At 63.0% G+C, this 15758-nt stretch carries 3 protein-coding genes; all 3 read right to left on the bottom strand.

Features of this window, described 5'->3' with window-relative positions; translation table 11 throughout:
- Positions 1-36: 36 nt before the first annotated feature.
- The 3 genes from KGB28_RS15530 to KGB28_RS15520 all read right to left on the bottom strand — a co-directional run bounded on the left by KGB28_RS15530 (position 37) and on the right by KGB28_RS15520 (position 15472).
- On the bottom strand, positions 37-1314 hold the full coding sequence (locus tag KGB28_RS15530; RefSeq protein WP_223446377.1) for a hypothetical protein: 1278 nt from the start codon (positions 1312-1314) through the stop codon (positions 37-39).
- A 142-nt stretch (positions 1315-1456) separates the two neighbouring features.
- Positions 1457-2269: an alpha/beta fold hydrolase gene (locus KGB28_RS15525; protein ID WP_223446375.1), complete on the bottom strand. Its 813-nt coding sequence runs from the start codon at positions 2267-2269 to the stop codon at positions 1457-1459.
- Positions 2270-2473: 204 nt separating this feature from the next.
- A complete protein-coding gene (locus KGB28_RS15520) occupies positions 2474-15472 on the bottom strand; it encodes a non-ribosomal peptide synthetase (protein ID WP_223446373.1) in 12999 nt (4332 codons plus the stop codon).
- Positions 15473-15758: the final 286 nt, after the last annotated feature.

Below are 15758 nucleotides of genomic sequence, written 5' to 3'. Positions count from 1 at the left end.
GGCAATCCCGTCCATGGTCGTACGCCGATAACCCTCCTATCGGCGTACGACGGGATACCGGCCACGTTTTTTAATGGGATTGACTTCTCCCTTGTGCCAGACGGTCAGGTTATCGATGGAGCCATGATCCGAACTCTCCACATCGATGCGACAGACAAGTTGCCCTTGCGTGACCTGAAAGTGCACCCATGTCCCGCTTTCGACCTCGCGCTCCTCAAGCAACTGATCATCCAGACCAATAAATCTGAACTTAGCCGTTCCACCGGTTGCCGAGTAGGCAAGCCTGATTCGAGTGCATTTCCATTTCAGGAGTAAACGCGCAAGTCGCAACCGTCCTACGGGGCCGCCACAGCAGAGCACCAACGTCTTTCCTTCCACCATGCCGGGGATGATTTCGGGCTCGGTTCTTGCCAGATGCAGCCCGATACCCTGAGCCTCGCTCTCAGGTAGTACAAATTTCAGAAGACGCGTATCGATGACGCTGCCTGGCCCTAACCACTGCTTGACGGGATAGCTTTCAAAGTCATCGCTTTCTTCAATTTCAACCACCCGCAACACGACAGTGGAATTTTGTAACTCATGACCATTTCCCGGGAGCAGAGAAACCAAAGGGTCATTCGGGGGTGTCCCAAGCGCGCCATCGAATGTCACAGCCACTTTCAACGTGACAGAAGACCAATCTTCGCACCCGGCCAGCCAGGTACGCGACAGCTCCCTTTCAAAGGGGGTAAGGAAGTCCTCAGCCTCTTGTGCTGTCACGACATAGCTCTGCTCTGCCCACGCAAAACGAAACTTGCCTGGTAGGTGCTCATTGCCCACGGCGAGAATCCATAAGCGTTGCCCGGCAGAGATGAGGGACCATTTCGGCAGATCAATCCAGGCATTTCCAGAAAATTCTTTCATGTCCAGCCGCCAGTCACCCTCCCCCCCTATCCGATCGCGAAAAACAGCGGCCGGCAAATGTTCGGGTTTGATTGTCTCAACGGTCAGCTCCAGCCTGAAAGAATGCTGCGTCTGACCATTAAGCGTCGCGGTGTACCAGACAAGCACCGTTTTCCCGACACAGGCACTGATCACTGATTTTTCGATCGGCACATCGATACTGCCACTGTCACTCCCATTGACGGCGGGCAACTCAGGTCTTCCTGGTTCGGAAGGCCCTTCCCAATGGAGTTGAATCAAGTGGTCCTTGGTCATGCTCTCAAATGCCACGGTGACCTTGCCACCCTGCCGCGCTTTAATGGGATAAAGCGTGTTGTTACTGGTCGCGTGTTCCACTATAGGAAGGGGGAGATTAGCTTTTTCTTTGGTCACAGTGATAACTCCGAAAGTCGCCTGTAAGCCTGTCGCATGCGGCTATTGGGCTGAGGAGCCATCTAACTGCGCGACGAAAAACATGGCTACTGTCAGAGTTGACAGTTCGTTAGACTAAAAAGAAATTACTCGACCAAAGGCACTAAGTTCTCGCCGTCAGGAATTGCAGCAGGGCCGCGGTGACGAACCCTGAGTTTTCCAAATTGGAAATATGCCCCGCCTCTGGCACCAGCACACACGGGCAGCCAATCAACTCGGCCATTTCCTGAGCTTCACTCGGCGGCCGCGGCTTGTCCTGATCGCCGCACAACACCAGCGTATTCGTCGCATCCAACTCGCCTAGACGTGGTAACAGATCATCACGTCCAAATGTGATCCGCCCCATCGGCACAATGCTTTCACGCAGGCGCTCCGGCGACAGCGCCGCCAGTTTGGCGCGGAAGTCCTGATACAGCGCCGACTGCGGATCGATGCCCGGACGGAAAAAAATCGGCACCACGATATCGAGCAACTGCGGCGCAATCACGCCGGTTTGTTCGATCATGTCGAACAGCGAAAAATAGTATTGGCGGGTCGATTCCGGCTCGACGCCAACATAGGTGTCCATCAACACTAACCCGTTGAGCCGCTGCGGTGCCGACAAGGCAAGACGCACGCCCCACATGCCGCCGACCGACAACCCGACCAGGGTCACGCGATCGATATCCAGTTGATCAAGCAGCGCCAGTGCCTGACGCGCCACATCGCCCAGCGTCGTGGTGCCAGCGGGCATCGGCCCCGATTCGCCGTGGCCCCACAGGTCCAGAGCGATCACCCGATACTGTTGCGACAGCGCGGCGATCTGCGGTGCCCACATCGCCTGATCCCACAGGTAGCTGCCGGCTAGCAGGACTGCCGGGCCGGTGCCTTGATCGATGTAGTGAAGGGGTTGTCCGTCCAGGGTTACGAAGGGCATCGAGTGTCTCCGCTAGAAAAAATGGAGCAGGAAGACTGAGCGGCTGACGGACAGCCGTCAATCGCCAGAATGTATGCGTTTGTACCATCGCCATCGCGGGCAAGCCCGCTCCCACAGGGTTCGAGGTGTTCACCCACCATGAGTACACCATCTAACTTGTGGGAGCAGGCTTGCCCGCGATGAGGCCGGTCCAGCCGCTCGAGATTACAACCCCTCCAGCTCCGCCATCAGGTCGTTCAAGCGATCCACCTTCTCCTCGGTGATCTCGCTGGCCGCCAACCCGTCGATGTACCCGGCCAATTCTTCCACCGTGCTGCACTCGAACATCGCCCGCAACGGCACATCCCGTTGCAGGGTTTTCTGCACCCGCGAGGCAATTTGCGTGGCCAGCAGCGAATGCCCGCCCAACTCGAAGAAGTTGTCGCGAACGCCCACTTTCTCGACCTTCAGCACCTCGGCCCAAATGTCTGCCAGGGTCTGCTCCAGCTCATTGCGCGGCGCCTGGTAATCCTGGCTTTGCATCTGGCCGATCTCCAGCGCCGGCAGGGCCTTGCGGTCCAGTTTACCGTTGGCGTTGAGCGGCAGCTTGTCCAGCCACAGCCAGTGCAGCGGCACCATGTATTCCGGCAACTCGGCGCGCAGGCGTTGCTTGATGCGCTCCAGGCGTTCAGCCGGATTCAACACCACATCCGCCGCGACCAGATAACCCACCAGATGCTTGCCGTTCACCCCTTCCTGAACGCCAACTGCGGCATCACGAATCTCCGCTTGCTCATGCAGGCGAGACTCGATTTCACCCAGTTCGATACGGTAACCACGGATCTTCACCTGATGGTCGACACGGCCGACGTATTCCAGCACACCGTCACTGCGACGGCGGGCCAGGTCGCCGGTGCGATACAGGCGCTCACCCGGTGCACCGAACGGGTTCGGCACAAACACCGGGGCGGTGCGCAACGGATCGCTGACATAGCCGCGGCCGACCCCGGTCCCCGCCACGCACAGTTCACCCACTGCGCCCAGCGGCACCAGTTCCAGTGCTCCGTCGAGCAGGTATAAACGGTTGTTGTCGGTCGGCGTGCCGATCGGCAGGTAGCTGCCACGAGTCGAAGCCATATCTACGCGGAAGAACGCCACGTCATCCGAACACTCTGCCGGACCGTAGGCATTCACCAGCCCGATCTGCGGATAGCGCAGCAACCATTGATGCGCCAGTTCCGGCGGCATCGCCTCACCTGTCGGCAGCATCCAGCGCAAGCCGTCAAGGCTCATGCGCTCCTGGGCGAGCATGCCCTGGATCAGCGACGGCACGCTTTCCAGCACGGTGATGCCCTGGCTCTGCACATGGGCGAGCAAACCCTGGGGATCATGAGCGATGGTGTTCGGCACGATGTCCACCCGTGCGCCGAACAAGGGCGCGGCGAGGAACTGCCAGACCGAAATATCGAAGCTTTGCGAAGCGGTTTGCGCGATCACGTCGGCGTCGCTCAGGTTCAGGTACGGCACCTTGCTCAACTGGTTGTTGAGCATGCCGCGCTGTTCGACCATCACGCCTTTGGGCAAACCGGTGGAGCCGGAGGTGTAGATCACGTAGGCGAGGTTGTCCGGTCCGCTGTAGACACCAGGATTGTCCGCCGACAGCGCAAGGGCCTGGACTTCCTCCCAGACCAGCAGCCGTGGCCGGCTGGCGCAGCCGAACTCGTCGAGCAAGGCCTGCGCCTGCTCACGGCACGCTTGCGTGCATACCAGCAATGGCGTGCGGCTCAGTTCGATGATCCGGCTCAGACGCTGACCCGGCAAACCTGGGTCCAGCGGCAAGTAACCCGCCCCCGCCTTGAAGCTGCCGATGATCATGCCCAGCAATTCGAAGCTGCGTTCGGCCAGCAAGGCCACCGGTTGATCGCGCCCGACACCGGCGGCGATCAACGTATGGCCGAGGCGGTTGCTGCGCTGGTTCAGCTCAAGGTAGCTGTACTGCTGATCAACACAACTGGCGGCAATCCGCTGCGGATGTCGGGCCACTTGCGTTTCAAACAATGCAACATAGCTCTGCTCCAGCGGGTAATCCTGTTCGCTCTGGTTGCAGCCATGGATGAGGAAGTCCTGCTCCTCGGCCCCCAGCAACGGCAGGTCGGCCATGTCGCCATGGAAACCTTCCACCAACGCCAGCAGCAGACGCTTGAACTCACCGAGCATGCGCTCGACCGTGGCCTCATCGAAGTAGCGCTGGTCGTAGGACAGGTGCAAGCCCAGGTCATCACCCGGATAGCACACCGCCGTGAGCGGGAAGTTGGTATGGGTCCGGCCCGAATCCGAGGTCGCGTTGAGGCTCTGCGCACGGTCCAGCACCGAGACTTCCACCGGGGCGTTTTCGAACACGAACAGGCTGTCGAACAGCGGCTGGCCCTTGGGCAGTTCGCTTTGTTCCTGGATGTTCACCAGCGGCAGGTATTCGTATTCACGCAGTTGCATGTTGTGGTCGAGCAGACCGCTGAGCCACTGGCGCACGCTGCAACGCTGGCCGTCCTCGGGCATTTTCACCCGTAGCGCGATGCTGTTGATGAACAGGCCGACGGTGCGCTGCATCTGCGGCATGTCCACCGGACGCCCGGCCACGGTGACGCCGAACAGCACGTCGCGATCACCGCTCAAGCGCCGCAGCACCAGCGCCCACGCCGCCTGGGCGAAGGTATTGATGGTCAACTGATGGGCCTGGGCCAGTTCGCGCAATTGCGCGCCGTCACGGGCATCGAGCCTTGTATAACGGTCGCCGACGATCATGCCGCCGCTGTCGCCGGCATGTTCGCGCAGCAATGGCCGGTCACTCGGGATCGGCGTGGTCCGTTCGAAACCCTGCAGGTTGGTTTTCCACCACTGCCGCGCTTCGGCCAGGCTCTGATGCTGCAGCCAGCCGATGTAGTCGCGATAACGTGGCGGCACCGCCAGTTGCGCTTCCCGGTCTTCGTCGAGGGCGCTGTAGATCTCGAAGAAATCATTCATCAGCAGCGAACGGCACCAGGCATCGATGAGGATGTGGTGGTTGCTCATCATGAACCAGTAGCGCGCCGGGCCCACACGGATCAAGCGCAAGTGGAAGGGTGCCTGGTTGAGCAGATCGAACCCCGCCTCGCGCTCGGTCTTGAGCAGGGTTTGCAGCTTCGGCTCTTGCTCGGCGTCGGCAATGTCGCTCCAGTCGAGGTACTCGATCGGCGTGCTGCCCGGTTTGTGGATCACTTGCAGCATGTCTTCGCCGACGTTCCAGCAGAACGACGCGCGCAACGCTTCGTGGCGGGCGATCACCACTTGCCAGGCCTGGGCGAAACGCTGTGGATCGAGTTCGCTGTTGATGCGGTAGCGGTCCTGCATGTAGTACAGGCCGGTGCCTGGCTCCAGCAAGGTGTGCAAGAGCATGCCTTCCTGCATCGGGGTCAACGGGTAGACGTCTTCAATGGCGGCGGCCGGGACCGGCAGCGCATCCAGTTGCGTCTGGCTGAGATTCGCCAGCGGGAAGTCCGACGGTGTCAGGCCGCCCGCGTCATCGCGCAGGCAATGCTCGATAAGGCTGTTCAACTCACGGAGGTAGGCATCGGCCAACTCGTTGATGGTTTGCCCATCGAAGCGCTCGGCGCTGAAGGTCCAGCGCAGCACCAGTTCACCGCCATACACCTGACCGTCGACGCTCAGCTCGCTGGGCAACGGGGCGTTGGAATCGTGGGCCGCACCAATGGTTTCATCCAGCGGATGGAACAGCGCGTCCGCCCCGAAGCTCTGGTCGAACTGGCCGAGGTAGTTGAAGGTGATCGGCGCCACCGGCAATCCGGCCATGCACTGGCGACTCTGGTCATCGGCGAGATAACGCAGCACGCCATAACCCAGGCCTTTGTGCGGCACCGCACGCAGTTGCTCCTTGATCGCCTTGATCGACGCGCCCTGCCCGGCGGCTTCTTCGATGTTCGACGGGGTCAGGCGCAGCGGATAGGCGCTGGTGAACCAGCCGACGGTGCGGGTCAGGTCGATCTCGTCGAACAGCGCTTCGCGGCCGTGGCCTTCCAGTTGAATCAGCGCCGATGGCTGACCGCTCCAGCGGCACAGCACGCGGGCCAATGCGGTCAGCAGCAAGTCGTTGGCCTGGGTGCGATAGGCACTCGGTGCCTGTTGCAGCAACTGCCGGGTACGTTCGCTGTCGAGGCACACGCTGACGGTTTGCGCATGCCGGTTCTGCCGCCCGCCCTCGGGGTGATCGCAAGGCAAATCGGCGGTGGGCCCGGCCAGTTGCGCCTGCCACCAGCCCAGTTCTTCGCGCAGCGACTCGCTGCCGGCGTAGGCCTGCAAGCGTGCGGCCCAGTCCTTGAAGGCGCTGGTTTTCGCCGGCAGTTTCACCGACTGCTGCGCGTCCAGTTGGCGATACACGGTTTGCAGATCATCCAGCAGCACGCGCCAAGAAACGCCATCGACCACCAAATGATGAATCGCGATGAACAATCGTTGCTGACCTTCAGGGCCATCGACCAGCAACACGCGCAGCAACGGCCCGTCTTCCAGGTCGAGGCTGCGTTGGGCATCGGCGAACAAGGCCGCGCATTTGTCCATGGACGAAACGCGTACCTGCCACAACACCGGCGCTTCGGACATCGACTGGTGCACGGCATGCCATTGGCCGGCGACCTTGCTGAAACGCAGGCGCAAGGCGTCGTGCTGTTCGATCACCGCCAGCAGCGCTTGCTCCAGGCGATGAGGTTCGAGGCCGACAGTCGGTTGCAGCAACAACGCCTGGTTCCAGTGCTGGCGTTGCGGGATGTGTGTGTCGAAGAACCAGTGCTGGATCGGCGTCAGACGCGACTCGCCGATGATCAAGCCCTGCTCGGCGCTGACCTGCTCGCTGAGGGTGGCCACGGCGGCGAGGGTCTGCACGGTCTGGTGCTGGAACAGGTCGCGAGGGCTGAAGTGAATGCCCTGCTGCCGCGCCCGGCTGACCACCTGGATCGACAGGATCGAGTCACCGCCCAGTTCGAAGAAGTTGTCGTTGAGGCCAATCTGGCCGACGTTCAGCACTTCGCACCAGATCTGCGCGAGGGTGATTTCCAGCTCGTTGCCGGGCGCCACGTAGTGTTGGCGATTCAGCTCAGGGTCCGGTGCCGGCAGTGCGTGGCGGTCGAGCTTGCCGTTGGCGGTCAGCGGCATGCTGGCCAGCAGGATCAGGTGCGTGGGCACCATGTAGTCTGGCAGTTGCGATTTCAGATGCGCCTTTAGGGCTTCGCGCAAGACCGATTGCTGTGCTTCGTTCTGTTCGGCGACGTCAGTCACCAGATAGCCGACCAGTTGCTTGCCACTCGGTGCGTCGAGCGCCAGCACAACGGCTTCACGAATCGACGCATGCTCAAGCAGACGGGTTTCGATTTCACCGAGCTCGATGCGGAAGCCGCGAATCTTCACTTGATGGTCGATGCGTCCGAGGTATTCCACCAGGCCGTCAGCGCGCTGGCGCACCAGGTCGCCGGTGCGGTAGATACGTCCGCCGCTGGCGGCAAACGGATCGGCGACAAAGCGCTCCGCGGTCATGCCCGGACGCTGGTGATAACCCTGGGCCAGGCCCGCACCACCGACGTACAACTCGCCCGTCGCGCCTTGCGGCACCAACGCCAGGTCGGCGTCGAGAATGTAGGCCACGCGGTCGCCGATCACGCTGCCGATCGGTACGCTGCCGGCGCCCTCATCCAGTACTTCAGGGGCAAGACCGGCCAGCGGCATGACCACGGTTTCGGTCGGGCCGTAGGCGTTGAAGAACTGGCTCGGCTGGAACGCTGCGCGAATGCGCGCCAGGTGTTCACCGGTCAGCGCTTCGCCGCCGGTGATGATCATGCGCACCGGCAGGGTTTCCTGTTGCGTTGCCAGCCATTGCGCCAACTGGCTGCCGTAGCTCGGCGTGAAACCGAGGACATTGATGTGATGACGACGGATCAGGCCACAGATTTCTTCCGCGTCCCACTGCCCTTGAGCCCGCAGCACCACTTGCGCACCGCTGAGCAACGGCACCAGTAAACGCTCGGTGGCGGCGTCGAAGTTGATCGAATAGAAGTGCAGTTCGCAGTCATCGGCGCGCATGCCGAAGCGCTCGATCACCGCGCGGCAGTGCATGGCGATTTCGCCGTGGGACACCACCACGCCTTTCGGTTTTCCGGTCGAGCCCGAGGTGTAGATCAGGTAGGCCTGATGCTGCGGCAAGCTGATCAACGGCAGCTCGGTGGCCGGGTAGTTGGCCAGTGCAACGGCGTCCTCTTCAAGACACCAGCTGCCGACGGTCGCCGGCAACTCGCCCAACGCCTGGAACATCGCCGCATCGCTGAGCAGCAAACCGATGCCGCTGTCTTCGATCATGTAATGCAAGCGGTCCAGCGGGTATTCCGGATCCAGTGGCACATAGGCGCCGCCGGCCTTGAGGATCGCCAGCAGGCCGACGACCATCTCCAGCGAGCGCTCCAGTGCCAGGCCCACGCGCACGTGCGGACCAACACCGCGTTCACGCAGCATCCAGGCGAGGCGATTGGCGCGGCTGTCGAGTTCGGCGTAGCTCAGGGTCCGCCCGGCGAAGGTCAGGGCCGGAGCGTCTTTGCGCTTCAAGGCTTGCTCGGCGAACAAATGATGAATGCATTGGTCCAGTCGATGTTCACCCGGCTCGACACCGAGGCTGTCGAGCAGATGTTGTTGTTCGTCACACGCCAGCAGCGGCAGCTCACTCAAGCGCTGCTGCGGATCGGCAATCAGCGCCTCCAGCAGGTTGCGCCAATGCCCGGCCATGCGCGCGATGCGCGGTTCATCGAACAGATCGGTGCTGTAGGTCAGGCAGCAACCCAGGCGATGGTCGAGGTCGGTGACCTCGAGGTTGAGGTCGAACTTGGTCGCGCGGGCATCGTTGGCCAGGTACTCGACCGTCATGCCGGCCAGGCTGCGGCTTTGCTGGAACTCCCAGCGCTGCACGTTGCACATCACCTGGAACAACGGGTTGTAGGCCGCGCTGCGGGGTGGTTGCAAGGCTTCCACCAGATGATCGAATGGCAGGTCCTGATGGGACTGGCCTTCGATCACCGTGTGGCGCAGCTGCTCGAACAACTCGCCCACGGACATCTGCCCGTCGAGCCGGCAGCGCAGCACCTGCGTGTTGAGGAACGCGCCGATCAGCCCTTCGCTTTCCGGACGAATGCGGTTGGCCACCGGCGCGCCGATGCGTAGATCGGTCTGGCTGCTGTAGCGGAACAGCAGCGTAGCCAGGGCGGCGGTCATGGTCATGAACAGGGTCAGGCCGTTTTGCGCGTTGAAGGCGCGGACCTTTGCCGCGAGCTCGTCGCTCAGGTCGAAACGATACAACTCACCCTGATGGCTTTGCACCGGCGGGCGCGGACGGTCGGCCGGCAACTCCAGCAACGGGTGTTCGCGGCCCAGTTGCGTGGTCCAGTAATCGAGCTGACGCTGACGCTCGCCGGACTCAAGCCACTGACGCTGCCACACGCTGTAATCCAGGTACTGCACCGGCAACGGCGCCAGCGGTGATTCACGATCATCGACGAACGCTTCGTACAGCGCGCTGAGCTCCCGGGCAAAAATGTCCATCGCCCAGCCTTCGGTGACGATGTGGTGCAGGGTCAGAACGAAGTAGTGTTCCTGTTCGGCGGTCTTGACCAGGCAGGCGCGCAGCAAAGGTCCGGTCTCCAGATCGAACGGCTGGTGCGCTTCGTCGTCGGCCAGTTGCTGCACCTGCCACTCGCGGACTTCGGCATCCAGCGCGGTGAAATCCTTCCATGCCATGCGCACGCCGGTTTGCGCGTGTACTTGCTGGCGGGCGACGCCGTCGATACTCGGGAACGTAGTGCGCAGGGTTTCGTGACGCAGGATCAGGGCTTGCAGCGCCGCCTCGAAACGCGCCACGTCGAGCACGCCGCGCAGCCGCGCCATGCCGCCGACGTTGTAGGCCGGGCTGTCGGGTTCCATCTGCCAGAGAAACCACATGCGCTGCTGGGAATAGGACAGCGGCACCGGCTGGCTGCGATCGACTTTTTCAATTGGCGGCTGCTTGTTGGTGCTGCCGCTGGCCTGGATCAGGCGAACCTGTTCGGCAAAGGCACCGAGTTCGCTGTGTTCGAACAGCGCCCGCAGCGGCAACTCGACGTCGCAGGCCTGGCGGGTGCGGGAGATAATTTGCGTGGCCAGCAGAGAGTGGCCGCCGAGGGCAAAAAACTCATCGCGCAGGCCGACTTGCGCCAGGCCCAGCACTTCGCGCCAGATGCCGGCGATGCGTTGTTCCAGTTCTGTCACGGGCTCGACGTGTTCGCGCACCTGCCACTGCGGCTCCGGCAGGGCGCGGCGGTCGAGCTTGCCGCTCGGGCCGAGGGGCATTTCATCCAGGCGCATCAGTTGCGCCGGGACCATGTATTCCGGCAGTTCGGCGGCCAATGCGCTTTTCAGGCGCGCGGTTTGCTCGGCTTCGTCCCCGGCATTGTTCGCTGCGGTGTAGTAACCGATAAGTTGCGCCCCGGCCACGGTGTCGCGCACCAGCACCACGGCTTGCGCAACACCGTCCTGGGCCAGCAGTCGCGCCTGGATTTCTTCCGGTTCAACGCGGAACCCGCGCAACTTGACCTGCTGATCGAGACGGCCGAGGTATTCGATCACGCCGTCCGCCGTCCAGCGCGCCCGGTCGCCGGTGCGATACAGGCGCGCGCCCGGCTCGCCCATCGAATCGACCACGAAGCGTTCGGCGGTCAACGCCGGGCGACCGAGGTAACCACGGGCCAGGCCAACGCCGCTGATGCACAGCTCACCCGGCACGCCGACCGGCACGGGATTGAGATCGCTGTCGAGCACGCGGCAGATCACATTGCCCAGCGGCCGGCCAATCGGCGAGCGTTCGCCATCGGCGCTGGAGCATTGCCAGTGGGTGACGTTGATCGCGGTTTCGGTCGGGCCGTAACGGTTGTGCAGTTGCACCGCTGGCAGCTGCGCCAGCACCCGGTTGCGCAGCTCCGCCGGCAAGGCCTCGCCCCCGGAGAACACCCGGCGCAGGCTGGTGCATTCAGCGCTCAGTGGTTCGTCGATGAACAGCGAAAGCAGCGGCGGCACGAAGTGCAACGTGGTCACGCCGTACGCTTGCACAAGCTGCGCGATGCGGTGCGGATCGCGGTGCTCACCGGGCGCGGCGATCAGCAAACGTGCGCCAGTGATCAGCGGCCAGAAGCACTCCCACACCGACACGTCGAAACTGATCGGCGCCTTTTGCATCAGCACGTCGCTTTCGTTCAGGCGATAAGTGTCCTGCATCCATTGCAGGCGCTCGGCCAGCGCCGCGTGGGTGTTGCCGACGCCTTTGGGCTGGCCGGTGGAACCGGAGGTGTAAATCACATAAGCAAGGTTATCGCCATGCAGGTGCAGTCCCGGCGCATGGCTTGGCCAGTTGTCCAGGTGCAGGGTGTCCATGGCGATCACGCTGACGCCCTCGCTGGCCGGCAAGCGCTCGAGCAATCGGGTTTGCGTCAGCAGCAATTCAACACCGCTGTCGCTGAGCATGTAGGCCAGGCGCTCGGCGGGGTAATCCGGGTCCAGCGGCACGTAGGCGCCACCGGCCTTGATGATCGCCAGCAGGCCGATCAGCAGTTGCGGCGAACGCTCGCAAGCGATGGCCACGCAGACGTCCGGCCCCACACCTTTGTCGCGCAAGTAATGGGCCAGACGGTTGGCCCGGGTGTGCAGTTCGGCGAAGTCCATCTGGCCGCCGTCCCATATCAACGCCGGGCGCTCAGGTGTCAGCCGGGCTTGTTGGTTGAGCCACTCGGGCAGCCATTGGCTGGCCGCTGCGCAGGGTGCGCTGGCCCAGTCCGATTGCTGAAGCTGCTCGGCAGCCGTCAACAGTGGCAGGTCACCGATGGCGGTGTCCGCTTGCTCGCAGACAGCCCGCAGCAGGTTGCAGAAATGCTCGGCCAGGCGCTCGATGGTCGCGGCCTCGAACAACTCACTGGCGTAGTCGAAGGACAAGGTCAGGCGACCGTTGCGGTCTTCTTCGCTGTGCAACTGCAAGTCGAACTTGGCTTCGCGGCTGTGCCACGGCAGCTCTTCGGCCAGCAGCCCCGGCAGGCGCTTCAAGGCGCCGAGGTCGCGTTGCTGATGGTTGAACATGACCTGGAACAGGCCCTGTTCACGGGCCTGCGGGAAGGCTTCCAGCAGTTGTTCGAACGGCAGGTCCTGATGCGCTTGCGCACCCAACGCCGCCTGACGGGTCTGCGCCAGCAGCGCAACGAATGGCAGGCGTGAGTCCACCTCGGCACGCAGCACCTGGGTATTGATGAAGAAGCCGATCAGGCCCTGGGTTTCCAGGCGCGGACGGTTGGCATTGGGCACGCCGATGCGGATATCTCGCTGGCCGCTGTAGCGGTGCAACAAGGTCTGGAACGCCGCCAGCAACAGCATGAAGGCGGTCGATTCATGGGCCTGGGCGATCTGCCGAATCGCATCGCTCAGGGCCGCGCCCAGACGCACGGTGTGGCGAGCGGCGCTGTGCAGTTGTTGGGCAGCGCGTGGATGGTCGGTGGCCAGGCTCAGGGTTGGATGCTCATCACCCAAGCGGTCTTTCCAGTAGGCCAGTTGCCGCTCGCCCTCCCCTTGCGCCAGCCATTGCCGCTGCCAGCTGGCGTAATCGGCGTACTGCGTCGGCAATGGCGCCAGCAGCGCTTGCTGGCCCTGGGAGGCGGCCGCATACAGGCGCGAGAACTCGTCTATCAGTACATTCAGCGACCAGCCGTCAGCGATGATGTGGTGCATCGTCACCAACAACTGATGGTCTTCGTCGTCGAGGCGCACTAGCGTCACCCACAGCAGCGGGCCTTTCTCCAGATCGAACTGGGTCCGCGCTTCGTCCTCACGGATCTGCTGTGCCCGGGCCTCACGCTCGGCAGCCGGCAGGTCGCTGATATCGATCAGCTGCAGGTTGAACCCGGCCGCCGCATCCACCTGTTGCAACGCCACGCCGTCACGTTCGAAGAATCGCGTACGCAGGGATTCGTGGCGCTCGATCAACTGCTGGAAACTGGCGCGCAAGGCCTCCTCATCCAGCTCGCCGCGTAGGCGCAAGCCGCCGGGAATGTTGTAGGCGCTGCTGTGCGGGTCGAGTTGCCAGGTGATCCACAGGCGGTTTTGTGCCAGGGATTGCGGCATCGGTTGCTGGCGCGACAGCGCCGTGATCGCGCCCTGGGCAAGGCCACCGTCCTGTTGCAGACGGGTCACGACATCGGCGAATGCGCCGAGGGTCGGGGCTTCGAACAGCAGGCGCAGGTTCAACTCCAGACCCAATTCTTCCCGCAGGCGCGCCACCACTTGCGTCGCCGCGATGGAGTTGCCGCCGAGCAAGAAGAAATGATCATCGGCGCTCACCTGCCCCACCTGCAACTGCTCGCACCAGATCCGGCCGATCAGGCTTTGCAGCTCGGAGCCCGACTCGATCGGGCCTGCACTTTCGGTGGCGGCCGACGGGAACATCGCGTAGCTGTCGAGACTGCCGTCCGCCAGGCGACTGCGGCACGCCGAGCGTTGCAATTTGCCGCTGGAGGTCTTGGGCAGCGCGCCCGGATTGAGCAGCACCACCACGCTCGGCGCTTGCTGATACGCCTCGGCGATGGCTTGGCGAATGGCTTTGATCAAGGATTCCGGCGGCAGTATTTTCTGTACGCTGCGGCTGATTTCGGCGGCGATGCCGATGCCTTCCTGACCCTCGACCATGACGGCAAAGGCAGCAACCCGGCCTTTGCGCACCACTTCCATTTCACGTTCGACGGTCTGCTCGATGTCCTGCGGGTACAGGTTGTGCCCGCGCACGATCAGCATGTCCTTCAGGCGCCCGGTGATGTACAGCTCGCCGTTGCGCAGGAAACCCAGGTCCCCGGTGCGCAGCCAGGTCTGGCCGGCGTGCCGAACGAAGGTCTTGGCCGACGCCTCGGGGTTGCGCCAGTAGCCTGAGGCGATGCTCGGCCCGCTGGCCCAGACTTCGCCGACGACGTTGTCGGCCTGTTCGCTGAGCGCGACCGGGTCAATGATCTGCACCGCGTGCGCCGGTTGGCTGATACCGCAACTCATGATTGGGCTGCCCTCGCCCGCTTCGACACGGTTCTGCGCCAGGGCCTGATCGTCCACCCGCAGGTTGCCGATGCCTTGGCCGCGCGCTGTGCCGGCCACGAACAGGGTGGCTTCGGCCAGACCGTAGGAGGCCATGAAACTGTCCGCGGTGAAGCCGCAGGTGGCGAACTTGTCGGCGAAGCGTTCCAGGGTGTCGAGGCGAATCGGTTCGGAACCGGAATACGCCACGCGCCAGCCACTCAGGTCGAGCCGTTCCAGGGCCGACTCGCTGACCCGTTCGCTGCACAAGCGATAGGCAAAATCCGGCCCGCCGCTGATCGTGCCGCCGTATTCGCTGATCGCCTCCAGCCAGCGCAACGGCCGGCCGAGGAAGTACGCCGGGGACATCAACACGCAAGGCACGCCGCTGAAAACCGGCTGCAACAGGCCGCCGATCAGGCCCATGTCGTGGTACAGCGGCAGCCAACTGACAATGACGTCGTCGGGGTTCAGGTCAATGCCGAAACCGTGGCGAATCAGCAATTCGTTGGCCACCAGATTGCCGTGGCTGACTTGCACGCCTTTGGGCAGCGCGGTGGAGCCAGAGGTGTATTGCAGGAAGGCGATGTGATCGTCCTGCAGATCCACCGCGACCCAGCGCTCGGCCAGTGCACCGTCGAGGGTATCGACACACAGCAGCGGCGGCGCCCCTTCGATCTGCTGCAACCCATCGCGCAGCCCGGCGCTGGTCAACAGCAAGCGCGGCTGGGCATCGCTGATGATCGACAGCAGGCGTTCCTGGTGATGACGGCGCGTCGACTCCGGCGGGTAAGCCGGCACCGCGATCACCCCGGCGTACAGGCAACCGAAGAACGCCGCGACGTAATCCGGGCCGCTGGGGAACAGCAACACGGCGCGGTCGCCAACATCCGCTTGCGCCTGCAATGCGCCGGCAATCGTCCGCGCCCGCAGATCCAGTTCGCGATAGCTGAGCACCACAGCCTGATCCGGGGTCTCGGCAAGAAAGCGCAGGGCCACCCGATCCGGCGTCAGGGCCGCGCGGCGCTGAAGGGCTTGGACCATTGTGCTGGGGAGTTCGAACGCGTCGGTCATGAGGTTTCCTGCCTGAATTCGGCTTGGTAGGAGCGAGCCTGCTCGCGAAAATCCGGAGAACGCCGCGGGGGTGTCAGGCGCCCATCGTCATCGTTGACGACCATCGCGAGCGAGCTCGCTCCTACGGGGTGATGAGGGTTGCGCTGTGCAATTCATCCTTGAGAACGGATGACGTCTTGAAATAATTAGTCGCCGGCCGCAACGCAAAGCGGACTGAAGTGAGTCAGCGTGTCGCAGTTCTCACTCTGCACTGCTGCGGCGCATTAGTTCTTTTTCTCATTTGACA

This window comes from Pseudomonas sp. BF-R-19, from assembly GCF_019956445.1.
GTDB classification, from domain to species: Bacteria; Pseudomonadota; Gammaproteobacteria; order Pseudomonadales; family Pseudomonadaceae; genus Aquipseudomonas; species Aquipseudomonas fluorescens_BH.
This window is presented reverse-complemented; position numbering and strand designations above follow the sequence as displayed.

What these genes read in the sequence shown, in the direction of transcription:
- KGB28_RS15525 (WP_223446375.1), bottom strand. Translation starts at nt 2,269, where the DNA reads ATGCCCTTCGTAACCCTGGACGGACAACCCCTTCACTACATCGATCAA.
- KGB28_RS15520 (WP_223446373.1), bottom strand. Translation starts at nt 15,472, where the DNA reads ATGACCGACGCGTTCGAACTCCCCAGCACAATGGTCCAAGCCCTTCAG.